Here is a 22,257-nt window from a genome sequence, read left to right as displayed (position 1 = left end):
CGATGGAACGGTCCGAGCGCCTCAAGCGCCTGCAAAGCCGGGTGTGTCGCCCGCTGGACAAGCCCCTGCTGGGCCCGGTGCGCGGGGAACTGGCTGCCTACGACGACGGGATCGACGCCGTGCCCCTCTCCGACGAGACCTGAACGGCCGTCGCCCCCCCTGGCCCCCGGGGCGCCACCGACCGGGCTGCCTGCAGGCCCTGGCGGAAATGGGCCTGAGTCAGCGCGCGGGCCGCCTCGGCATCGCGCCGGCGCAGGGCGGCCAGGATGTCCCGGTGCTCCTGCAGCGACTGGGCCAGGCGCCCCTCGCTGAGCAGCGAGTTGTGGCGGTTGAGCTTCATCACCTTGCGCAGGTCGGTCACGATCTGCACGCGCCAGCGGTTGTCTGCGATCTCCAGCAAGCGCATGTGGAAGGCCTCGTTTAGGGCAAAAAAGGCCTCGCGGTCGTGCACCGCCGCCTCCAGGCGGGCATGCAAAGCCTCCAGTTCGGCCAACTGCGCCGACGACGCCCGACCCGCCACCTCGGCGGCCGCGTCACTCTCCAGCAGCATCAGCAGGTGATAGACCTCCCGTGTGTCGCGCTCCGACACTTCGGTCACATAAGCCCCGCGTCGGGGCCGTATCGTCACCAGCCCCTCGGAGGCCAGCACTTTCAGGGCCTCGCGCAGCGGCGTGCGGCTGATGCCGTAATCGCGCACCAGGGCCTGCTCGTCGATCCAACTGCCCGGTGGCAGGTTGTGCGCCAGGATGCGCTCGCGCAAGCGCTCAGCCACCTGCTCATACAGGGGCCGATCGTGCAGTGAAGGCGGCGGGGCAGGGGCGCTCATACACGCATAGTGTCGCCGAAAGTGCTGGTTGGTGTCTATAATTCAATTTTGAATTATGATGCCATCCGCCACGGGGGCGCTCGGCGGTCTGCTTGGCCCACGCCGCCCCCGGGCGTATGCTGCACCGTCCCGGCCAGCGCCGGGGCCCCGACACGGAAGTCCGCCATGGCCGATCGCACCCCCGCGCCCCTTGCCCCTGCCGACCTCGACGCCTGGAAGAAGGCCGCGGCCAAAGCCGCTCCCGGCGGCCGGCTCGAAGCCCTGAACTGGGTCACGCCCGAAGGCCTGGTAGTCAAGCCGCTGTACACGGCCGAGGACCTGCAGGGCCTGCCCTACACCAACACGCTGCCGGGCTTTGCCCCCTTCGTGCGCGGGCCCCAGGCCACGATGTACGCCTCGCGGCCCTGGACGATCCGCCAGTACGCCGGCTTCTCCACGGCCGAGGAATCGAATGCCTTCTACCGCAAGTCCCTGGCGGCGGGCGCCCAAGGCGTCTCGGTGGCCTTCGACCTGGCCACCCACCGCGGCTATGACAGCGACCATCCGCGGGTCACCGGCGACGTGGGCAAGGCCGGGGTGGCCATCGATTCGGTCGAGGACATGAAGATCCTGTTCGACGGCATTCCGCTCGACAAGGTCAGTGTCTCCATGACCATGAACGGCGCGGTGCTGCCGGTGCTGGCCGGCTACGTGATCGCCGCCGAAGAGCAGGGCGTGGCGCAGGACCAGCTCAGCGGGACCATCCAGAACGACATCCTCAAGGAGTTCATGGTCCGCAACACCTACATCTACCCGCCCGAGCCGAGCATGCGGATCATCGGCGACATCATCGAGTACACGGCCAGGAAGATGCCGAAGTTCAACTCGATCAGCATCTCGGGCTACCACATGCAGGAGGCCGGTGCCAACCAGGCGCTGGAACTGGCCTTCACGCTGGCCGACGGCAAGGAGTATGTGAAGACCGCGCTGGCCAAGGGCCTGGACGTGGACGAGTTCGCCGGCCGGCTCAGCTTCTTCTGGGCCATCGGGATGAACTTCTATCTCGAGATCGCCAAGATGCGGGCCGCCCGTTTGCTGTGGCATCGCATCATGACCGGCTTCGGTGCGAAGAACCCCAAGAGCCTGATGCTGCGCACCCACTGCCAGACTTCGGGCTGGTCGCTCACCGAGCAGGACCCCTACAACAACATCGTGCGCACCACCATCGAGGCCCTGGCGGCGGTGTTCGGCGGCACGCAAAGCCTGCACACCAACAGCTTCGACGAGGCGATCGCGCTGCCCACCGAGTTCTCGGCCCGCATTGCGCGCAACACCCAGCTCATCATCCAGGAAGAGACTCATATCTGCAACGTGATCGACCCCTGGGCAGGCTCCTACATGATGGAGAGGCTCACCCAGGAGATGGCCGACAAGGCCTGGTCCATCCTCGAAGAGGTCGAGGCGATGGGGGGGATGACGAAGGCCGTGGATTCCGGCTGGGCCAAGCTCAAGATCGAGGCCAGCGCGGCCGAGAAGCAGGCGCGCATCGATTCGGGCAAGGACGTCATCGTCGGTGTCAACAAATACCGGCTGGACAAGGAAGATCCGATCGATATCCTCGAGGTCGACAACCTCAAGGTGCGGCAACAGCAGATCGAGCGGCTGCAGCGCATCCGCGCCACGCGCGACGCCCAGGCGGTGCAGGCCGCGCTCGAGGCGTTGACGCGCTGCGCTGAAACGGGCCAGGGCAATCTGCTGGAGCTGTCCATCCAGGCCATGCGCGTGCGGGCCACGGTGGGCGAGGTCAGCGATGCGCTGGAGAAGGTCTGGGGGCGCCACCGCGCCGACACACAGAAGGTGACCGGAGTGTATGCCGCTGCCTATGACTCGGCCGAAGGCTGGGAGCAACTGAAGGCCGAGATCGCCGCCTTCGCCGAGGAGGCCGGCCGCCGTCCCCGCGTGATGATCGCCAAGCTCGGGCAGGACGGCCACGACCGCGGCGCCAAGGTGGTGGCCACGGCCTATGCCGACCTGGGTTTCGACGTGGACATCGGGCCGCTGTTCCAGACCCCCGAGGAATGCGCCCGTCAGGCCATCGAAAACGATGTGCACGCCGTGGGCATCTCCACGCTGGCGGCCGGCCACAAGACCCTGGTGCCAGCCATCATCGAGGCGCTGCGTGCGCAAGGGGCAGACGACATCATTGTCTTCGTCGGCGGTGTGGTGCCGCGTCAGGACTACGAGTTCCTCTACGAGGCCGGGGTCAAGGGCATTTACGGGCCCGGCACGCCCATCCCGGCATCGGCCAAGGACGTGCTCGAGCATATCCGTGCCCAACTCCAGCGGGCCTGAGCGCCGTGAACGAGCGCAGCCCGTCCGAACCGCTGGTGCCGAACTTGCCGGCCGCGGATGCGAGGCTGCTGTCGCACGTGCTGGGCGAGCCCGGTGCCGCGCAGCGTCGGGCGGTGGCCAAGACGATCACGCTGCTCGAATCCACGCGGCCCGACCACCGTGAGCGTGCCGATGCCCTGCTCACGCAATTGCTGCCCTACAGCGGGCGCAGCTTCCGGCTGGGCGTCTCCGGCGTGCCCGGCGTGGGCAAGAGCACCTTCATCGAGGCCTTGGGCCTGTTTCTGATCGGGCAGGGGCACCGTGTAGCGGTGCTGGCGATCGATCCGTCCTCCAGCGTCTCGGGCGGCTCCATCCTGGGCGACAAGACACGCATGGAGCGGCTGTCGATGCATCCGCAGGCCTACATCCGCCCCAGCCCCTCCGGTGGGACACTGGGCGGCGTGGCCGAAAAGACCCGCGAAGCGATGCTGGTGTGCGAGGCGGCCGGCTACGACATCGTGATCGTCGAAACCGTCGGCGTGGGCCAGAGCGAAACCGCGGTGGCCGGGATGACCGACCTGTACGTGCTGCTGCAACTGCCCAATGCCGGCGATGACCTGCAGGCCATCAAGAAAGGCGTGATGGAGCTGGCCGACCTGGTCGTGATCAACAAGGCCGACCTCGACCCCGCCGCGGCCACGCGGGCCCAGGCGCAGATCACCTCGTCGCTGAGGCTGCTGAGCCAGCACGGCCGCCCGGACCATGCGCATCATGATGAGAAGATGTGGCACCCCCAGGTGATGCAGTTGAGTGCGCTGAAGGCCGAAGGCCTGGACCGCTTCTGGCAGGCGGTGTCGCGCTACCGCGAACTGCAGACGGCCAACGGCCGGCTCGAAGCGCGCCGCCGCCGCCAGGCCCTGGCCTGGATGTGGGACAGCGTGCATGCCGGGCTGCGCCACCGTTTCACCCACCACCCAGCCGTGGCGGCCCAGCTCGGCCGTGTCACTCGCGAGGTCGAAGCAGGCACCCTGCCGGCCTCCACCGCAGCGCGCCGATTGCTGGCTCTCTTTGCTCCCGAGCCTCCCTTGGCCCACTGACCCGACATCCCCGAAGACGGAGTCCTCATGCAACACATCCTCGAAGAACTGGAAAGAAAGCGTGCTGCCGCCCGCCTGGGCGGGGGCCAAAAGCGCATCGATGCCCAGCATGCCAAGGGCAAGCTGACGGCGCGCGAGCGCCTGGAGCTGCTGCTCGATGACGGCAGCTTCGAGGAATGGGACATGTTCGTGGAACACCGCTGTGCCGACTTCGGCATGGCCGACACCAAGATCCCCGGCGATGGGGTCGTCACCGGCTACGGCACCATCAACGGCCGCCTGGTGTTCGTGTTCAGCCAGGATTTCACCGTCTTTGGCGGCGCGCTGTCCGAGGCGCATGCCGAGAAGATCTGCAAGGTGATGGATCAGGCGATGAAGGTGGGCGCACCGGTGATCGGCCTGAACGATTCGGGCGGCGCCCGCATCCAGGAAGGCGTGGCCTCGTTGGGGGGGTATGCCGAGGTGTTCCAGCGCAACGTGCTGGCCAGTGGGGTGATCCCGCAGATCAGCCTGATCATGGGGCCGTGCGCCGGCGGAGCCGTCTACAGCCCGGCCATGACCGACTTCATCTTCATGGTCAAGGATTCGTCGTACATGTTCGTGACCGGCCCCGAGGTGGTGAAGACCGTCACGCACGAGGAAGTGACGGCCGAGCAACTCGGTGGCGCCACCACCCACACCACCAGGAGCGGCGTGGCCGACCTGGCCTTCGAGAACGACGTCGAGGCGCTGCAGATGCTGCGGCGCTTCTTCAACTACCTCCCGCTGAACAACCGCGAGAAGGCCCCCGTGCGACCCAGCGGCGACCCGGCCCACCGGCTGGACCATTCGCTCGACACCCTGGTGCCCGAGAACCCCAACAAGCCCTACGACATCAAGGAAGCCATCCTGAAGGTGGTGGACGATGGTGACTTCTTCGAGCTGCAGCCCGACTATGCGCAAAACATTGTGATCGGCTTTGGCCGCATGGATGGACAAAGCGTGGGCTTCGTGGCCAACCAGCCCCTGGTGCTGGCGGGCTGCCTGGACATCAAGAGCTCGATCAAGGCCGCGCGCTTCGTGCGCTTTTGCGATGCCTTCAACATCCCGGTGGTCACCTTCGTCGACGTGCCCGGATTCATGCCCGGCACCAGCCAGGAGTACGGCGGCATCATCAAGCACGGCGCCAAGCTACTCTATGCCTATGCCGAGGCCACGGTGCCCAAGATCACCATCATCACCCGCAAGGCCTATGGCGGCGCCTACGACGTGATGGCCTCCAAGCACCTGCGCGGTGACGTGAACCTGGCCTGGCCGAACGCCGAGATCGCGGTGATGGGCGCCAAGGGCGCGGTGGAGATCATCTTCCGCGAGGACAAGTCCGACCCGGCCAAGCTCGCCGCCCGCGAGGCCGAGTACAAGGCGCGCTTTGCCAACCCCTTCGTGGCCGGCGCGCGGGGCTACATCGACGACGTGATCCAGCCCCACGAAACCCGCAAGCGCATCTGCCGCAGCCTGGCGATGCTCAAGGACAAGAAGCTCGACAACCCCTGGCGCAAGCACGGGAACATCCCCCTCTGACCGCCCGGGAGTCTCAACATGTTCAAGAAGATACTGATCGCGAACCGGGGCGAAATCGCCTGCCGCGTCATCAAGACCGCCAAGAAGCTGGGCATCCAGACGGTGGCCGTGTATTCCGAGGCCGACAAGGACGCCTTGCACGTGGAGCTGGCCGACGAGGCCGTGCTGCTGGGCCCAGCGCCCAGCCGCGAGTCTTACCTGGTGGCCGACAAGATCATTGCCGCGGCCAAGAGCACGGGGGCCCAGGCCATCCATCCGGGCTACGGCTTCCTGTCCGAAAACGAGGACTTTGCCCGCCGCGTGGAAGAACAGGGCCTGGTCTTCATCGGCCCGAAGCACTATTCCATCGCTGCGATGGGCGACAAGATCGCCTCGAAGAATCTGGCCAGACAAGCCGGTGTCAACACCATTCCGGGCTGGAACGACGCGATCGAGTCGCCCGAGCGCGCCGTGGAAATCGCCCGCGAGATCGGCTACCCGGTGATGATCAAAGCGAGCGCCGGCGGTGGCGGCAAGGGCCTGCGCGTGGCCTTCAACGACAAGGAAGCCCACGAGGGCTTCACCTCGTGCCGGAATGAGGCGCGCAACAGCTTCGGCGATGATCGCGTCTTTATCGAGAAGTTCGTCGAGGAGCCCAGGCACATCGAGATCCAGGTGCTGGGCGACGCCCACGGCAACGTGGTCTACCTGTGGGAGCGCGAGTGCTCCATCCAGCGCCGCCACCAGAAGGTGATCGAGGAAGCCCCCAGCCCCTTCATCAGCGAGGCCACCCGCCAAGCCATGGGCGAGCAGGCCGTGGCGCTGGCGAAGGCCGTGAAGTACCAGAGCGCGGGCACGGTGGAGTTCGTGGTCGGCAAAGACCAGAGCTTCTACTTCCTGGAGATGAACACCCGGTTGCAGGTGGAGCACCCGGTGACCGAGTGCATCACCGGGCTGGACCTGGTGGAGCTGATGATCCGCGTGGCCGCCGGTGAGAAGCTGCCGTTCGGCCAAGGCGACATCGCTCGCCGCGGTTGGGCGATGGAATGCCGCATCAACGCCGAAGATCCCTTCCGCAATTTCCTGCCCTCCACCGGACGGCTGGTGCGCTACCTGCCGCCACCCACCACGATGGAGGCTGCACAGCCCGTGCCCGACGGCGGCGGGGTGAGGGTGGATACCGGCGTCTATGAAGGCGGCGAGATCCCGATGTACTACGACTCGATGATCGCCAAGCTCATTGTGCATGGGCGCGATCGAGCCGAAGCCATTGCAAAGATGCGCGAGGCCCTCAACGGTTTCGTGATCCGCGGGGTGGCCAGCAACATCCCCTTCCAGGCGGCGCTGCTGGCACATCCCGATTTCCAAGCCGGACGCTTCAACACCGGCTTCATCGCGCAGCACTACCCCCAGGGCTTCTCCACCCGCAGCGTGACGCATGAGGATCCCCTGTTCCCGGTGGCGCTGGCTGCCGCGGCCCATCGCAAGTACCGGGACCGGGCGATGGGCATCAGCGGTCAGATGTCGGGCCATGAGGCGCGCACGGCGATCGACCATGTCGTGGTCGTCAAGGGCGATCAAGGGCAGCACGCCTACCATCCGGTGCGGGTGGCCGGCAACGGCGGCGGGGCGATCACGGTCCATATCGGTGAGCGCTGCTACGAGATCGACAAGGACTGGCGTTTCGGTGGGGTGCGCGCGAGCGGCTGCTGCAATGGCCAGCCCTTCACGGCACAGATCGAACGCCACGGCGTGTGGCTGCAGGTGATGCACAACGGTGTGCGCATCGACGCCCAGGTGCTGTCGCCGCGCGGGGCCGAGCTCTTCAAGCTGATGCCCTACAAGGCGCCGCCGGACACGAGCAAGTTCCTCCTCTCGCCGATGCCCGGCCTGCTCACGCAGGTGCAGGTGCAGGTGGGACAGGCCGTGCAAGCCGGCGAGCGCCTGGCGGTGATCGAAGCCATGAAGATGGAGAACATCCTCACCGCCGCGCGTGACGGCGTGGTGGCCGAGATCCTGGCGGCACCCGGCGAGAGCCTGTCGGTGGACCAACCCATCCTGAGGTTCGAATGAGCACCGCCCCCCTCGACAGACCTTTCCGGGTGCTGGGCATCCAGCAGATCGCCATCGGCGGGCCCGACAAGCAGCGCCTGCGTGCGCTGTGGGTGGACCTGCTGGGGCTGAACGTCAAGAGCCGCTTCGTCTCCGAACGCGAGAACGTCGATGAAGACATTTGTGAGCTCGGTCACGGCCCCACGGCGGTGGAGGTGGACCTGATGCAGCCGCTGGACCCCGACAAGAAGCCCGCGGTGCACACCACGCCGCTGAACCACGTGGGCCTGTGGGTGGACGACCTGCCCCAGGCCGTGGCCTGGCTGAGTGCCAAGGGATTGCGCTTCGCCCCCGGCGGCATCCGCAAGGGCGCCGCCGGTCACGACATCTGCTTCGTCCACCCCAAGGGCAATGACGAGTTCCCGCTGGGCGGGGAGGGCGTTCTGATCGAACTCGTCCAGGCCCCGCCCGAGGTCATCGCCGCGTTGTCATGAGCGGCATGCGGGGGCGGCTGCACGCGGATCGACCGCCGCGCCGGGCTGCACCCTCGCCCCCGCAGCCAGCCCAGAAAATGGATTTATGCTTGCCATGGGAGACACGGCCCATGGAACCTGCATTCACGGACCGATGGCAAGCGGGGGAACGACTTGCCGATCGGCTCGAAGACCTGCGGCACCGGCATCCGGTGGTGCTGGCCCTGCCGCGCGGTGGTGTGCTGGTGGCTGCGCCCATCGCGAGGCGGCTGGTAGCGCCGCTGGATCTGCTGCTGGTGCGCAAGATCGGTGCCCCGGGCCAGCCTGAGCTCGCGGTGGCTGCCGTCGTCGAAGGCAACCCGCCCCAGACGGTGGTGGATGAGGCCCTGTGCCTCCACACCGGGGCCGATGCCCGCTACCTTGCCGACCAGGAGCGCCAGGCGCTTGTGGAGATTGCGCGTCGGCGCGAACACTACCGCCGTGGCAAGCCCCTGCCCCCCCTGAAGGGCCGCACGGTGATTGTCGTGGATGACGGCATGGCCACCGGCACGACGATGCGGGCCGCCCTGCGCGGCCTGCGCGAAGCGCAGCCGGCCGCGGTGGTCCTGGCCGTGCCGGTGGCGGCGCCCGACAGCCTGGCCTTGCTGGAAGGGCAGGCCGAACGCATCGTCTGCCTGAGCCGGCCGGCAGGGTTCCGTGGGGTGGGAGCCCATTACCGGGACTTCCACCAAGTGCCCGACAGCGAAGTGATGGATGCCCTGGCCGCCCACGACCGTGCGGCCCGTGCCGGAGGACCACTCGATGCCTCGCCGGATTGACGTCTGCAATGGCGATGCCGACGGGCTGTGCGCCGTCGTGCAGTGGCGTCTGGCCCATCCGGCCCAAGCAGAACTGGTCACCGGGCTGAAACGCGACATCGAACTGCTGGAGCGGGTGCAGGCCGGCCCGGGGGACGACGTGCTGGTGTGTGACGTGTCCATGCAACGCAACGGCGCGGCGCTGCGGCGGCTGCTGGCGCAGGGAGCGCGCGTGCGCTATTTCGATCACCATCATCCCGGCGAGGTGCCCGTGCATCCGCACCTGCAGGCCCACCTCGACGGCGACCCGCGTCTGTGCACCAGCCTGTTGATGGATCGTTTCCTCCAGGGGCGCCATCGTGCCTGGGCGTTGGTGGGCGCCTATGGTGACAACCTGGGCGCCGAGGCCGACCGGCTCGCGCAGGCCGGTGGCTGGGATGCCACGCAACGGGCTGTGCTGCGACGCCTGGGCGAGGCCATCAACTACAACGCCTACGGCGACACCCTGGCCGATGTGCACCTGGCGCCGGGTGAACTGTTCGAGCACATGCTCGGACATGCCGACCCGTTGCAGGCCTGGGCACGCGATCCGGTGTTTGCGCAACTCCACGAACGTCGCTGCGCGGATCTCGAACAAGGTCTGCGTGCCCCACTGCGCTGGGAGAGTGCGCAGGCGGTGGTGCGGGAACTGCCCGACACGCCCTGGAGCCGGCGCGTGGTGGGAGTGCTGGCCAACGAGATGGTGCTGCGCGATCCGGCGCGAGCGCAGGTGGTGCTTCAGCCCCGCCACGGCGGCTACCTCGTCAGCTTGCGGGCGCCGCAAGGTACGGCCGGAGGGGCCGACACCCTGTGCCGGCGGTTTGGCGGGGGAGGGCGGGCGGCGGCCGGGGGGATCGACCAGCTGCGGGACGACCAAGTGCCGGCCTTCCTTGCCGCGCTCGAGCAAACGGACTGGCAGGCTCCGCCGGTCTGAACCCAGACGCAGACCGTGAACTTCAGTTTCGCGCCCTCAATCCCAGGCGTTGAACCTCCTCAGGGCCGTCGCCGATGCCGGGCCGCGGCCCTGTCTTCATCGGGGCGCATCGTCAGGGCGCCAACATTCGCTCACGATCGACGGTCCCGCGGTCGTTGATCCGGACCTCGACACGCTCTGCGTATGCATTGATGGCGATCGCGTCCACGTAGCGCCGACCCCGGTGCACGATGGCAACGTCGCGGTACTTCAGCGCCACGAGCAGCTCGCGCACCTGCATGTCTGTCAGGCTGTGTCGATCGCTTTCATGCGCTCGCTCATATTTCAGCAGCCGGGCCAAGCGGTCGTATTCCACCTCGATACGGCTACCATCGCCCGCCTTGCCTTCGACGCTGATTTCTCCACGCGGCTTGATCGACACTTCGGTAATGACCTTCAGTTGAGCGAGTTCGCGCGCACGATGCAGCGAAGGTGGCAGCACGGCCTGCGCCGCGGTTGGAGGCACCGCCTCGCCTTGCACTTCGATGAGCCGTGTTGCTCGCACCTTGGCGCGTATCCAGCGGCCATCGCCCAAGCGCAGGTAATGATGCTCCTCGGCGCCATGACGGCCTGACTCTCGCCGCACGTGGTGCTGCTGCACGCCCAGGCCTTTCAGCTCGGGCGGCAGCGCGGCCGCGGGCGTGCCCGCACCTGAGGCTGGAGCGGCGGCAAATACCACAGGCGGTGGCGCGAGCATCGCGCCAGGTGGCGGCCCGGGTGCCGCCATCTGGGCTCTGGCCGTCGGGGCGATCAGAGCACCGCCCACGGCCACCATGACCAAGATGCGCTTCACTCGAAACTCCTTTTCGGGATGCGGACCGTCCAGCCGCAACCGGTCTGCATGGCCTTGGCGGGGCGGCGAACGACGCTCAGCGAGCACCTGGGTACAGCACAACAGGTGCACTGCCACGAACGGCGATCTGTACAGCCTCGATGGCCAATCCTTGCGGGCCTCGGCGGCCGTAGCCTTCGACCTGCAGTGGCGTGCCGGGTTGCAAGGACGAACCCAGCATCCACGCCGCATGCTTGGGCAGATGCACCTGCTGGCCCGCATCGAGCACCAGCCGTTGGGGTTCGCCACGTCGCCCAGCGATGACGTGCTGCAATGTGCCGCTGATCTGCAAAGGCTGCAAGGGGCCGATGCGCATCGAGGCAGGCATCTGCGGCCAGGGCCGTTCGGTGCGCACCAGGGTACGGTCTGCGGACGTGATGGACCAGGCTTTGAACTGCCCACGCTTGTGCCAGTGGCCGGCGAGCCGGACCGCCATGCCGGGCTTGACCAATGCGGCCAGTTCCTCACCTTGATGCTTGGGCCATTTCACCACCATGCCGTTGGCCAGCAACAACCCCTCGACCTCAGCGTGCGGGCTGAGCAGCAAGCTGCTGACTGTGGCTTCGATCGAAGGATAGCCCCACGCGCCCTGGGTCATGCCATGGCGGGCCGCCGCGCTCGCGATGGCGCCCATGGCCGGCGAGTGGTGGCCCGAGGGACCGGCGGCCCCGACCCCGGCGGCATTCGGTTCCGGCGGTTGAGCCGCCGCGGACGAGACCACGAACACGGCGCTGCAGGCAAAGATGGCAAGCAAAGTCTTCATCGCAATACTCCTTTCTTCGTGACGAAGTGCCGCCACGATGCCAGCCCCTGGCACAACCCAAGCGCAACATGCCGTTTGGGTTTCGTTGCGTTTGCAGTAGTACGCTTGCGAGGTGTTGCGCCATGCTTATTTGCTGATGTTTCTTGTGACAGGCCATGCCGCGGCCGATGCTGCGCTTGACGCTGCGCCACTGGATCCGGCCACTGCGATAGCCTGTGTGGCGGGCCGCTACCGCGGGCAGGCTCTTCGCGTCGAAAGCACCGACCGCGGCCTCGTACAGGAGATCCGATGGCGCACACCGGCAGGCAATGTCCTGCGCATACGGCTGACCGGCCCGGGGTGCCGCTTTCTCGAGGTGCATGGCGTGGGCCAAACAGACGCGCGTATTCTTCCGGGAGCTCGCTCGTGAAAGTGCTGGTGGCCGAGGACGATCGCGAACTGGCTGCCCAGATCGCTTCGGCGCTATCCGATGCGGGCCATGCAGTGCTGATCGCCCACGAAGGACGGGAAGCTGAGTTCCTGGGTGCCACGAGCACTGTCGGCGTGGCGGTGCTGGACCTGGGTTTGCCAGGCTTGGACGGTGTCGAAGTGCTCAGAAGCTGGCGTACTGCGGGGCTGACTTTTCCCGTGTTGATCCTGACCGCACGCGATGCCTGGGCCGACAAGGTTGCAGGCTTTCGCGCAGGCGCCGACGACTATGTGCTCAAACCGTTTCGTATGCAGGAACTGGTGCTGCGTCTGGCCGCGCTGATCCGCCGTGCTGCGGGCCATGCTGCGGCCGAGGTGGCGGCCGGCGCACTCGTGCTCGACACGTCCACCGGCCAGATCACGCTCGAAGGCCTGCCGATCCCCCTGACGGATTTCGAGGCCCGATTGCTGCGTCACCTGATGCTGAACAAGGGCAGGGTGGTCGCTCGCGCCGAGCTGGCCGAGCATGTGTACGACGGGGACAGCGAGCGCGACTTTCGCTCGCTCGAGGTGCTGATCGGTCGCATCCGGCGAAAAATCGGTGAAAGTCGGATCGAAACGCACCGGGGGGCCGGGTACCGGCTCTTGCCCGACGATCCGTCATGAGAACACGGTCGATTCACGCCCGCCTCATGGCCTGGGGAGCCGGCTTGACGGCAGCCGCTTTGCTTGCGGCCTGGGCGGGAATTTCGACCTTGCTGCAAGGGTTTGTGGAGCACCGGCTCGATGCCGAACTGGCGGCAGCCGCGCGGGCTGTGATGGCGGATTCCGAGTGGAGCGATTTGGAAGCCGGCAGCTTGACCGTCCATCCCGGCCCCTCGGATCCCCGCTTCGAAGCCCCATACTCGGGTTGGTATTGGCAGGTGACCGACGGCACCGCGGTGCTTGCGCGGTCGTCATCGCTGTTGGGTGCCGAGCTGTCGGCGCCGGGGCGGCAAGGGCCCGGCGGCGAGGTGTTGCGCGCACATGAGGAAACCTACACCGCACCGGGCGATGCCAGACCACTGCGCGTGACGGTGACATTGCCCAACGACGAAGTCCAGGCCGAGCTCTCCGCGATCCGCATGCCGCTGATGGTGTCGCTTTGGGTGCTCGGCAGTGCGATCCTGGCCGCGCTGTTGCTGGCCGTGCGCGTGGGACTGCGAGATCTGCGTGAATTTGCTGCAGGCCTTGCTGCCTTGCGTGAAGGCCGCAGCTCTGGCTTGCCTTCGACCCAAGTCGCCGAACTTCGCCCCTTGGCTGTCGAACTGCAGCGACTGCTGGACGTCAACGCCGAGCAGGCCGCACGAGCCAAGGCGCAAGCCGCCGACCTGGCGCATGCGCTCAAGACCCCACTGGCCGTGCTGGCCAACCGGGCCAGTGCCGAGGACGCTGCGCTGATCGCACGCATGGATGCGATGATCCGATGGCATTTGCGCCGCGCCCAAGCAACCAACGCTGGTCTGAACCCCGCCGCCCGCACTGCGCTCGGGCCGGTTCTGGAAGATCTGGCACTGGTCTTGCGCGCGCAAGCGGCACGGCATACGAAGACATTGACCATCGAAGCGGACGATGCCTTGATCTTTCGTGGCGAGTCCGAGGACCTGGCAGAAATCCTGAGCGCACTGGCCGAAAATGCGCTGCACTGGGCCCGTGCGCATGTTCGCATCACAGCGCGCGAACGACACGCGCGACTCGTCATCGAAGTCGCCGACGACGGGCCCGGCATCCCGCCCGAGCAAAGAGAACACCTCCTGGGCCGCGGTGCCCGTCTGGATCAATCCGGTACCGGTCATGGACTCGGCCTGGCCATCGCAGCCGATCGCATTCGAGCATACGCAGGCACGCTCACGCTCGACACCGCGCCAGAAGGCGGCCTGCTGGCCCGGGTGGAGCTGCCTGCAGCGCCGTCGCAAACTCGGCGACCGACGGTACGCAGCTCCTCGGACCCCACTCCCTCGGATCGCCATGCTCTAGATTGTTGATAATGTATATTATGTCAAATTGATGATGCGCAGAAGGAGTGGGCGGCCGCGAGGTCGCGGCTCAACGTCGCTGCTGTCGAGCCATCCACCGCTCGACCGCTTCCAAGGTGCCGTCCACATGCCCCTCTGGATTGGCGTGGTGGTGAACGTGAATGATGCGGCCTTCGGGGCTGATGACATACGAGATGCGATCGGCCATGTCCGGGCGTGAGGCGATCTGGGCTTTGTAGGCCCGTATGATGCGCCCGTCGGGGTCGGCGCCCACGGCGAACCGATCGCGACAGGCCTCGACGGAGAACCGCTTGAGCGTGTCGATGTCATCGCTGGACACCCCGATCACCGTGGCGCCCAAAGCGGCAAAGCGCTCACTGGCCTGGGCGAACAACTGGGCCTCGTACGTACAGCCTGCCGTGAAGGCTTTCGGGTAGAAGTACAGGACCACGGGTCCTTTGGCCAGGGTCTGCGAGAGGTCGAATCGAAACTCCCGCCCTCCCAGGGCGGCTTCCAAAGTGAACACGGGTGCCGGCTCGCCCGGTTTGAGCTGGGCATGGGCCGTGGTCAGGGCCAAGGCCAGGGCGCCCAAGACGAACATCCTTCGATCGACGGTGGCTGCACGTCGCATGGCGGCCTCTGTGAAAATGCAGTCATGGGCCATCATGCCAGCGACACGGGGCTCCGTTTCACGGGCATGGTTTTTCAAGGAATCTCCCCGTCTTGTCTTTCATGAGCGCTGCCTTGACCTCTTTGCTGGCTTTCGGTGCAGCCGCCGCGCTGCTGACGATCACCCCGGGTCTGGACACCGCTTTGGTGCTGCGTACGGCCGCCGTGGAAGGCCCGCGGCCGGCCTGGCGCGCGGCCCTGGGCATCGTGTGCGGCGTGCTGGCCTGGGGCCTGATCGTCGCCGCAGGCTTGGGCGCGTTGCTGGCGCTTTCGACGCTGGCCTACACCCTCTTGCAGTTCGCCGGGGCCGGGTATTTGTGCTACCTGGGGGGACGCATGCTGTGGACGGCGCTGAAGGCCCAGCCGGCTGCGCCTGGCGGCCTGCCGCAGGGGGCCAACGCGGGCGGCTCGGACTGGTTCGTGCGGGGGCTGCTCACGAATCTGCTGAACCCCAAGGTGGGGGTGTTCTATGTGAGCTTGTTGCCGCAGTTCGTGCCGCCCGGGGCCGATGTGTTTGTGTTCAGTGTCTTGCTCGCCGGCGTGCACGCGCTGATGGGCTTGCTGTGGTTTGCCGTGCTCATCGCCCTCACTGGGCCTTTGGCGCAGTGGCTGCGCCGCCCTCCGGTCGTGCGCGCGCTCAATGGGGTGACCGGTGCCGCCCTGCTGCTGTTTGGGCTGCGCTTGGCCCTGGCCCCGAGGCCGAGCCACTGAGGCTGCTCGCCGCTGCGGCTCAGCGGCGACGCTCGGCCACCGAGGTCTGCCGCATCAAACCTTCTTGCGCCACCGAGGCGATCAAGCGGCCATCTTGGGTGTAGATCTGCCCCCGGCTGAAGCCACGCGCCGCACCGGCCCACGGCGATTCGGTGATGTAGAGCAGCCATTCGTCCATGCGAAAGTCCCCATGGAACCACATAGCATGGTCGAGGCTGACCACCTGGACGTGGCCTTGGTAGAAGCTCAAGCCGTGAGGCATGAGCGCCGGGCGCAGCAGGCCGAAGTCCGACGAGTACGCCAGCATGGCCTGGTGCAGCACCGGATCATCCGGCAACCGGTCGGCCGCGCGCAGCCATGCATCGTGTCGCGGCGGTGCGGGTGGTGGATCGAATGCATCCAGCGGCGCAACAGGCCGGATCTCGATGGCGGTTTCGGCATGCAGCACGCCACGCAGCGACTCGGGCACTTTGTGCAGCCAAGCCTGGCGCAACTGCCATTCACTGACCAGGCCTTCAGGGCCGGGCACGTGTGGCATGACGCTGGCGTGGTGGGCACCCTCCTCCCTCACATGGAAGGACGCCGCGAAGTTGAAGATGGGCTGCCCGTGCTGGATGGCGACCACACGCCGTGTGGTGAAGCTGCCGCCGTCGCGGATGCGCTCGACGTCGTACACGATGCGGGCGTTCTTGTCCCCCGGCCGAAGGAAGTAAGCGTGCAAGGAGTGCACGCGGCGCGAAGGATCGACCGTGCGGGCGGCGGCCATCAAGGCCTGGCCCAGCACCTGGCCGCCGAAGACACGTGGGCTGCCGATGTCGCCGCTGACGCCGCGAAAGAGGTTGAGCTCGAGCTGCTCGACCTGCAGCAGCTCGACGAGTTCCTGGACGACGGGTTTCATGCCGGGATGATGGCATGGCAGCGCATCACGCGCTGTCCATTTCGCGTCAGCAACTGCGCAAGCCCAGCTTGGCGAACAGGCGCTGGTCGCGCTCCCAGTCCGGGTTGCCGGTGGTGAGCAGCTTGTCGCCATAGAAGATGGAATTGGCCCCGGCGAGGAAGCACAGGGCCTGCACGGCTTCGCTCATCTGCTGGCGGCCGGCCGACAGGCGCACCCGGGCGGTGGGCATGGTGATGCGCGCCACCGCGATGGTGCGCACGAACTCCAGCGGGTCGAGCGGGTCCAGGCCATGCAGCGGCGTGCCCTCCACCTGCACCAGATGGTTGATCGGCACCGATTCGGGGTAGGGGTCCATGTTGGCGAGCTGGGCGATCAGCCCGGCGCGCTCCTCGCGCGACTCGCCCATGCCCACGATGCCACCGCTGCACACGTGCATGCCGGCGGCACGCACACGCTCCAGGGTGTCGAGGCGGTCCTGGTAGTCGCGCGTGCTGATGATGCGGCCATAGGCCTCAGGGGCGGTGTCGAGGTTGTGGTTGTAGTAGTCCAGACCCGCCGCCTTGAGCGTGCGCGCCTGGCTGTCGGTGAGCATGCCCAGGGTGCAGCAGGCCTCCAGGCCCAGGTCCTTCACGGTGCGCACCAGCTCGGCCACTTTTTCGATGTCGCGGTCTTTGGGCGCACGCCACGCTGCTCCCATGCAGAAACGGCTGGCGCCCTGCTCCTTCGCAGCCGCCGCGGCACGGCGCACCTCGTCCACATCGAGCAGCTTGCCGGCTTGCACGCCGGTGTCGTAGTGCACCGACTGGGGACAGTAGCTGCAGTCCTCGGGGCAACCGCCGGTCTTGATCGACAGCAGCGTGGAGCGTTGCACCTCGTTGGCATCGAAGTGCTGGCGGTGCACCTGCTGGGCCCGGTACAGCAGATCGTTGAAGGGCAGCTCGAACAGGGCCAGCACGGCCTGACGGGGCCAGCGTGGCGCGTGCGGCTCGGCCGGCGTGCCGGGGCGGACCCAATGGACGGGCTGGGGCGAGACGGTGGCTTCGGTCATCGTTCGAGGGAGTGTGGGTCGGCGAAAGCCTGCAGTGTATCGCCCGGCATGAGCGGGACCGGGCCGGGCAGACTGGGACGGGCGCGGGACGGCGCCGGTCGGCGCGGGCCCCAGGCGCCCTCCATGATGGCGGCGTGCAGGCGCTGCAAGGTCGCCGGCAGGTCGGACGCCTGCCCGAGGCCGCGCAGCACCGCCACGCCGGCGGCACCGCAGCGCGCGGCTTCGCGGGAGCGGGTCTCGTCCATCCCGGCAATGGCCACCACCGGACAATCGAGCAACTGGCACCAGTAGGCCAGGTTGTCCTCGCCCTGTGGAATCCAGGGCATCTCCTTGGTCGTGGTGGGATGGATGGGCCCGCAGGCGATGTAGCTCGGCCGCAATGCCAGGGCGCGGCAGACCTCCCAATGGCTATGGGTGCTCAGCCCCAGGCGCACTCCGGCACGGCGCAGGGCGCTTAAGGCCTGTGCGTCCAGCGCCAGCAGATCCTCCTGCCCCAGATGCACGCCATAGGCGCCCTCCTCCAGAGCCAGCGCCCAGTGGTCGTTGATGAAGAGCTGGGCACCCACCGCCCGCGCCGCGCGTACGCTGCGCCGCACGGCTTCGCGCAGAGTCGCTGCGCAGGCCCCTTTGATGCGCAGTTGCACGGTCCGCGCCCCGGCGGCCAGCAGGCGTTCCACCCCCTCGGCGCTGTCCACGATGGCATACAAGCCCAGGGCCGGCCGTTCCAGCGGCGCAAAGCCCGGCGTCTCGTCCACTGCCCAGTTCGGAGGCCGCAACCGAGGCAGGTTCTCCAGTCGCCGGGCGAAGCCGGAGCCCGGGCGTACCGGGCCGGCCCCCTGCCCCGCCGGATGGCTGCGACGCAGGGCCTCGGCCGTGGCCATCTTGGCCAGCACCAGGGCATCGGCCTCGCAATGGCCCCAGGCCAGCGCCGCTGCGGCCGAGGCCGCAAACACGCAGCCGCTGCCATGGTGGTGGGCGGTGGCCAGGCGCGGCAGGTCCAGCCAGCCCTCGGCCTGGGGCGTGGCGATCCAGTCGCGGGCGAGCAGGCCGCCCGCGTCACCGCCGGTGATGGCCACCGCCTGCGCGCCCTGCGCTCTCAGGGCCTGCGCGGCTTGCCCCAGATCGGCCTGGCCGAGCCGCTCCCGACCGAGCAGCCAGGCCGCTTCGTCCCGGTTGGGTGTGATCAGGGTCGCGCGTGGCAACAGCTCATCGACAAACACCTGGCGCAGGGCATCATCGGCAAAACAGGCCCCGGTGGTCGACGCGCGTACCGGATCGAACACCAGGGCCACCGGGTGACGCGAGCGCAGGCGGTCCACCCAGCGGGCCACGCACCGCGCGTTGTCGACGCTGCCCAGCAGGCCGAGCTTGATCGCCCGGGGCGGCAGATCCTGCGCCAGCGCGGCCAACTGGGCTTCGAGCACCTCGGTCTCCAACACGTCGATGCGGCACACCGAGCGCGAGTGCTGGGCCGTGATGGCGGCCACGGCGGTGCAGCCATGCACGTCGAAGGCGTCGAAGGCCTTGAGGTCGGCCTGCAGGCCCGCCCCGCCGCCGGAATCGGAGCCGGCGATGCTCCAGACGATGGGCGGCGTCACAGGTCGAAGGGCCGACCGGCCACGGGGGTGGAAGCCACGGCCATGTCTTGCTGCGCCATCAGGCCGCTGCACCAGCCCCTGCGCCCTGCGTCGATCGCGTGGCGAAAAGCGGTGGCCATGCCCACCGGATCGTGGGCATGGGCCACCGCGGAATTGAGCAGCACGGCATCGAAGCCCAGCTCCATCGCCTGTGCGGCATGCGAGGGCGCCCCGATGCCGGCATCGACGATGAGCGTGGCCTCCGGCAGCCGCGAGCGCAGCGTGCGCAGGGCCCAGGGGTTGAGCAGGCCCTGGCCCGACCCGATGGGAGCCCCCCAGGGCATGAGGATGCGGCAGCCCACATCGAGCAGGCGCTGGCAGGTCACCAGATCGTCGGTGCAGTAGGGGAAGACTTCGAAACCGTCTTTCACGAGCTGCTGCGCGGCCTGCACCAGTTCGAAGGGATCGGGCTGCAGGGTGTGCTCGTCGCCCACCACTTCGAGCTTGATCCAGTGGGTTTGCAGCAGCTCGCGCGCCATGTGGGCCAGGGTGATGGCCTCGCGGGCGCTGCGGCAGCCGGCGGTGTTGGGCAGCAGGCGCGCGCCGCTTTCGCGCACGATGTCGATGAAGCCGTTGTCCCCGGCGCCGGCGGCGAGCTGGCGCTTCAGGCCCAGAGTCACCACCTCGGCGCCCGAGGCGGCGATGGCCTCGCGCAGCACCTGGGGCGAGGGATAGCCGGCCGTGCCGAGCAGGAAGCGGCTGCGCAGGCGCACACCGGCCAGGAGGAAGTCGTCTGCAGACATCTCTAACCTCCGACGATGGGTTGGAAACAGGTCACGTGATCACCGTCGCGCAGCACGCGGCCGGCCCGGTCGTTTCGCGGCACGAAGTCGCCGTTGAGCGCGGTGGCCACGCTGTGCGATGCCAGGCCGAGCGATATCAGCAGCTGCTCAAGCGTGGTGCCCGCCGCGACCTGGTGGATTTCGCCATTGACCCGGACCCGGCAATCCGAAGAGGGGGTATCGGTTGGCATCATGCGAGATCCGCCTCGGTGTGCGGCGCCATCGCCGCCAGGGCCTGCTCGACGAGCGCGGGCGCCAGCAGCCAACCGTGGCGAAACAGCCCGTTGATGCGCGTGAGCCCCGGCATCACGTCCAGGCGAGGCAGGTTGTCGGGCAGTGCGGGGCGCAGGTTGACCTCGCTGTGCACGATGCGCGCCTCGGCCAATTCGGGCAGCACGCTGTGGGCCGCCGACAGCAGGGCCAGGGTGCTGCGCACGGACACCGGCGAGCGATCTTCCGACTCGATCTCGCTCGCACCCACCACGATCAGATCACCGGGGCGCGGCACCAGATAGACCCGCCAGCGCGGATGCAGCAGCCGCAAGGGGCGATGCAGCACCACACCCGGTGCGTGCAGCCAGAAGATCTCGCCGCGTACGCCGCGTACAGGCAGCTCGGGGCGCGCGCCGAGCCCGCGCACGTCGAAGACCCAGTCGTAGGGCTGCCCGTCGATGCGTCCGGGCTCGATGCCGTGCACCGCCTCGCCCCAGCACCACTGAACACCCCGCTCACTGGCCCCTGCGGCCAGCGCCTGCATGGCCTGCACGGTGTGGATGCGCCCTTCTTCGTGCAGCAGCCAGGCATGGGCGGGCCCGTGCACGGCGGGTTCGAGCTCCCGCAAGCGTTCGGGTGTCAGCGGTTCGGGCCGCCGGCCTGCGGGTGCCTTGGCCGTCAGCAGATCCACCAGACGCCGCGCTGCGCCGAGGTCGCTGCCGTGGGCCAGCAGCAGACTGCCGTCGATGCGCAGATCCACGGGCATGGGCAGCTCCGCCACGATGCGCGGCCACAGCGCCAGCGAGCGCAGGCCCAGCCGCGCCAACTCGGTGTTGGCGCATTCGAGTTCCGCCAGGGGGCTCAGCATCCCGGCTGCCGTCCAGCCCGCCGCACCCCGTGCCTGCGGCCCCTCGGCGGGGTCGAAGACGGTGACGCGGTGCCCGGCGCCCGACAACTGCCACGCCAGCAACCGCCCCAGCAGGCCGGCACCGGCAATGCCGATGGACATTGCCGCCATGGCTCAGCCCTGTGGATGCAGCGGGACGTAGAGCTCGCCGCCGGCTCGGCGGAACTCCTCGGACTTCGCCGCCAAGCCTTCAGCCAAGGCCTGATCCTCCGCGACCCCTTGCTTCGCGGCGAATTCGCGCACCTCCTGGGTGATTCTCATCGAGCAGAACTTGGGGCCGCACATCGAGCAGAAGTGCGCCACCTTGGCACTGTCTTTCGGCAGGGTTTCGTCGTGGAACTCACGCGCGGTGTCCGGGTCCAGGCCCAGGTTGAACTGGTCGGTCCAGCGGAACTCGAAGCGCGCCTTCGACAGTGCATCGTCGCGCGCCCGGGCCCCGGGGTGCCCCTTGGCGATGTCGGCGGCATGGGCGGCGATCTTGTAGGCGATCAGGCCCTGCTTCACATCGTCGCGGTCAGGCAGGCCCAGGTGCTCCTTGGGCGTGACGTAGCACAGCATGGCCGTGCCGAACCAGCCGATCATGGCCGCACCGATGGCCGAAGCGATGTGGTCGTAGCCCGGCGCGACGTCGATGGTGAGCGGCCCCAGGGTGTAGAACGGCGCTTCGTGGCAGTGCCTGAGCTGCTCTTCCATGTTGGCCTGGATCAGGTGCAGGGGCACATGGCCGGGGCCTTCGATCATGGTCTGCACGTCGTGCTTCCAGGCGATCTGCGTGAGCTCGCCCAGCGTGCGCAGCTCGGCAAACTGCGCTTCGTCGTTGGCATCGGCCAGCGAGCCCGGGCGCAGGCCGTCGCCTAGCGAGAAGCTCACGTCGTAAGCCTTCATGATCTCGCAGATCTCTTCGAAGTGCGTGTAGAGGAAGTTTTCGCGGTGATGGGCCATGCACCACTTGGCCAGGATGGAGCCGCCGCGCGAGACGATGCCGGTGCGCCGCCGCGCCGTGAGCGGGATGTAGGCCAGCCGCACGCCGGCGTGGATGGTGAAGTAGTCCACGCCCTGCTCGGCCTGCTCGATCAGGGTGTCGCGGAAGATGGACCAGGTGAGGTCCTCGGCTACCCCGCCCACCTTCTCCAGCGCCTGGTAGATGGGCACGGTGCCGATGGGTACCGGTGAATTGCGCAAGATCCAGTCGCGGGTGGTGTGGATGTTGCGACCCGTGGACAGGTCCATCACGGTGTCCGCTCCCCAGCGGATGGACCACACCAGCT

Annotated in this window: 21 protein-coding genes; 10 read left to right on the top strand and 11 right to left on the bottom strand. The window is 67.8% G+C overall.

The features are described 5' to 3' along the window. Positions 1-97: 97 nt before the first annotated feature. Positions 98-826 carry a GntR family transcriptional regulator gene (locus ACK42S_RS05990; RefSeq protein WP_409704493.1) on the bottom strand — a complete coding sequence of 243 codons (729 nt, stop codon included), beginning with the start codon at positions 824-826 and terminating at the stop codon, positions 98-100. Positions 827-991: 165 nt separating this feature from the next. Between ACK42S_RS05990 and scpA the strand changes: the two genes are divergently transcribed. The 7 genes from scpA to ACK42S_RS05955 all read left to right on the top strand — a co-directional run bounded on the left by scpA (position 992) and on the right by ACK42S_RS05955 (position 10,067). After that, the gene (gene scpA, locus ACK42S_RS05985; protein WP_409704491.1) at positions 992-3,157 is read left to right on the top strand and encodes a methylmalonyl-CoA mutase; all 2,166 of its coding nucleotides are present in this window, start codon (positions 992-994) and stop codon (positions 3,155-3,157) included. Between the two features lie 44 nt (positions 3,158-3,201). Further along, on the top strand, positions 3,202-4,233 hold the full coding sequence (gene meaB, locus ACK42S_RS05980) for a methylmalonyl Co-A mutase-associated GTPase MeaB (RefSeq protein ID WP_409704497.1): 1,032 nt from the start codon (positions 3,202-3,204) through the stop codon (positions 4,231-4,233). Positions 4,234-4,260: 27 nt separating this feature from the next. Beyond that, positions 4,261-5,793 carry an acyl-CoA carboxylase subunit beta gene (locus ACK42S_RS05975; protein ID WP_409704489.1) on the top strand — a complete coding sequence of 511 codons (1,533 nt, stop codon included), beginning with the start codon at positions 4,261-4,263 and terminating at the stop codon, positions 5,791-5,793. Positions 5,794-5,811: 18 nt separating this feature from the next. Beyond that, a complete protein-coding gene (gene accC, locus ACK42S_RS05970) occupies positions 5,812-7,845 on the top strand; it encodes an acetyl-CoA carboxylase biotin carboxylase subunit (RefSeq protein ID WP_409704487.1) in 2,034 nt (677 codons plus the stop codon). Next, complete coding sequence (locus ACK42S_RS05965) at positions 7,842-8,318, top strand: VOC family protein (RefSeq protein WP_409704485.1); 477 nt, start codon at positions 7,842-7,844, stop codon at positions 8,316-8,318. Before accC ends, ACK42S_RS05965 begins: the two co-directional genes overlap by 4 nt. A gap of 110 nt (positions 8,319-8,428) precedes the next feature. After that, positions 8,429-9,115 (top strand): phosphoribosyltransferase, encoded by a 687-nt coding sequence (locus ACK42S_RS05960; protein ID WP_409704483.1) that lies wholly within the window; start codon positions 8,429-8,431, stop codon positions 9,113-9,115. Further along, positions 9,099-10,067, top strand: coding sequence for a hypothetical protein (locus tag ACK42S_RS05955; RefSeq protein ID WP_409704481.1), 969 nt, complete (start codon positions 9,099-9,101; stop codon positions 10,065-10,067). The genes ACK42S_RS05960 and ACK42S_RS05955 overlap by 17 nt, the downstream gene beginning before the upstream one ends. Before the next feature lie 112 nt (positions 10,068-10,179). On the opposite strand, the gene ACK42S_RS05950 is transcribed toward ACK42S_RS05955, so the two are convergent. Beyond that, positions 10,180-10,899, bottom strand: a complete 720-nt coding sequence (locus ACK42S_RS05950; protein WP_409704479.1) for a hypothetical protein — start codon at positions 10,897-10,899, stop codon at positions 10,180-10,182. 76 nt (positions 10,900-10,975) lie between these two features. Beyond that, positions 10,976-11,701: a hypothetical protein gene (locus ACK42S_RS05945; RefSeq protein ID WP_409704477.1), complete on the bottom strand. Its 726-nt coding sequence runs from the start codon at positions 11,699-11,701 to the stop codon at positions 10,976-10,978. Positions 11,702-12,106: 405 nt separating this feature from the next. On the opposite strand from ACK42S_RS05945, the gene ACK42S_RS05940 reads away from it, so the two are divergent. Together ACK42S_RS05940 and ACK42S_RS05935 are read left to right on the top strand one after the other, a co-directional pair. Then, positions 12,107-12,775, top strand: coding sequence for a response regulator transcription factor (locus ACK42S_RS05940; protein WP_409704475.1), 669 nt, complete (start codon positions 12,107-12,109; stop codon positions 12,773-12,775). A 44-nt stretch (positions 12,776-12,819) separates the two neighbouring features. After that, complete coding sequence (locus tag ACK42S_RS05935) at positions 12,820-14,133, top strand: ATP-binding protein (RefSeq protein WP_409704473.1); 1,314 nt, start codon at positions 12,820-12,822, stop codon at positions 14,131-14,133. 61 nt (positions 14,134-14,194) lie between these two features. Here ACK42S_RS05935 and ACK42S_RS05930 read toward each other — a convergent pair whose 3' ends face one another. Further along, positions 14,195-14,755: a peroxiredoxin gene (locus ACK42S_RS05930; RefSeq protein ID WP_409704471.1), complete on the bottom strand. Its 561-nt coding sequence runs from the start codon at positions 14,753-14,755 to the stop codon at positions 14,195-14,197. 101 nt (positions 14,756-14,856) lie between these two features. On the opposite strand from ACK42S_RS05930, the gene ACK42S_RS05925 reads away from it, so the two are divergent. After that, complete coding sequence (locus ACK42S_RS05925; protein ID WP_409704469.1) at positions 14,857-15,504, top strand: LysE family translocator; 648 nt, start codon at positions 14,857-14,859, stop codon at positions 15,502-15,504. Between the two features lie 19 nt (positions 15,505-15,523). Here ACK42S_RS05925 and tesB read toward each other — a convergent pair whose 3' ends face one another. The 7 genes from tesB to thiC all read right to left on the bottom strand — a co-directional run. Further along, positions 15,524-16,402, bottom strand: coding sequence for an acyl-CoA thioesterase II (tesB, locus tag ACK42S_RS05920; RefSeq protein ID WP_409704467.1), 879 nt, complete (start codon positions 16,400-16,402; stop codon positions 15,524-15,526). 46 nt (positions 16,403-16,448) lie between these two features. Beyond that, positions 16,449-17,450 carry a biotin synthase BioB gene (gene bioB, locus ACK42S_RS05915; RefSeq protein WP_409704465.1) on the bottom strand — a complete coding sequence of 334 codons (1,002 nt, stop codon included), beginning with the start codon at positions 17,448-17,450 and terminating at the stop codon, positions 16,449-16,451. Further along, positions 17,447-19,048 carry a bifunctional hydroxymethylpyrimidine kinase/phosphomethylpyrimidine kinase gene (thiD, locus tag ACK42S_RS05910; protein ID WP_409704463.1) on the bottom strand — a complete coding sequence of 534 codons (1,602 nt, stop codon included), beginning with the start codon at positions 19,046-19,048 and terminating at the stop codon, positions 17,447-17,449. Before thiD ends, bioB begins: the two co-directional genes overlap by 4 nt. After that, positions 19,045-19,830, bottom strand: a complete 786-nt coding sequence (locus tag ACK42S_RS05905; RefSeq protein WP_409704461.1) for a thiazole synthase — start codon at positions 19,828-19,830, stop codon at positions 19,045-19,047. Before ACK42S_RS05905 ends, thiD begins: the two co-directional genes overlap by 4 nt. 2 nt (positions 19,831-19,832) lie before the next feature. Continuing rightward, complete coding sequence (gene thiS / locus ACK42S_RS05900; protein ID WP_409704459.1) at positions 19,833-20,063, bottom strand: sulfur carrier protein ThiS; 231 nt, start codon at positions 20,061-20,063, stop codon at positions 19,833-19,835. Continuing rightward, a complete protein-coding gene (locus ACK42S_RS05895) occupies positions 20,060-21,091 on the bottom strand; it encodes an FAD-dependent oxidoreductase (protein WP_409704495.1) in 1,032 nt (343 codons plus the stop codon). Before ACK42S_RS05895 ends, thiS begins: the two co-directional genes overlap by 4 nt. Positions 21,092-21,103: 12 nt before the next feature. Continuing rightward, positions 21,104-22,257 (bottom strand): phosphomethylpyrimidine synthase ThiC (gene thiC, locus ACK42S_RS05890; RefSeq protein WP_409704457.1); only part of this gene is annotated, 1,154 nt, incomplete at its 5' end.

It is taken from the genome of Caldimonas sp., from assembly GCF_046289365.1.
In the GTDB taxonomy this organism is placed as follows: domain Bacteria; phylum Pseudomonadota; class Gammaproteobacteria; order Burkholderiales; family Burkholderiaceae_C; genus Caldimonas.
This window is presented reverse-complemented; position numbering and strand designations above follow the sequence as displayed.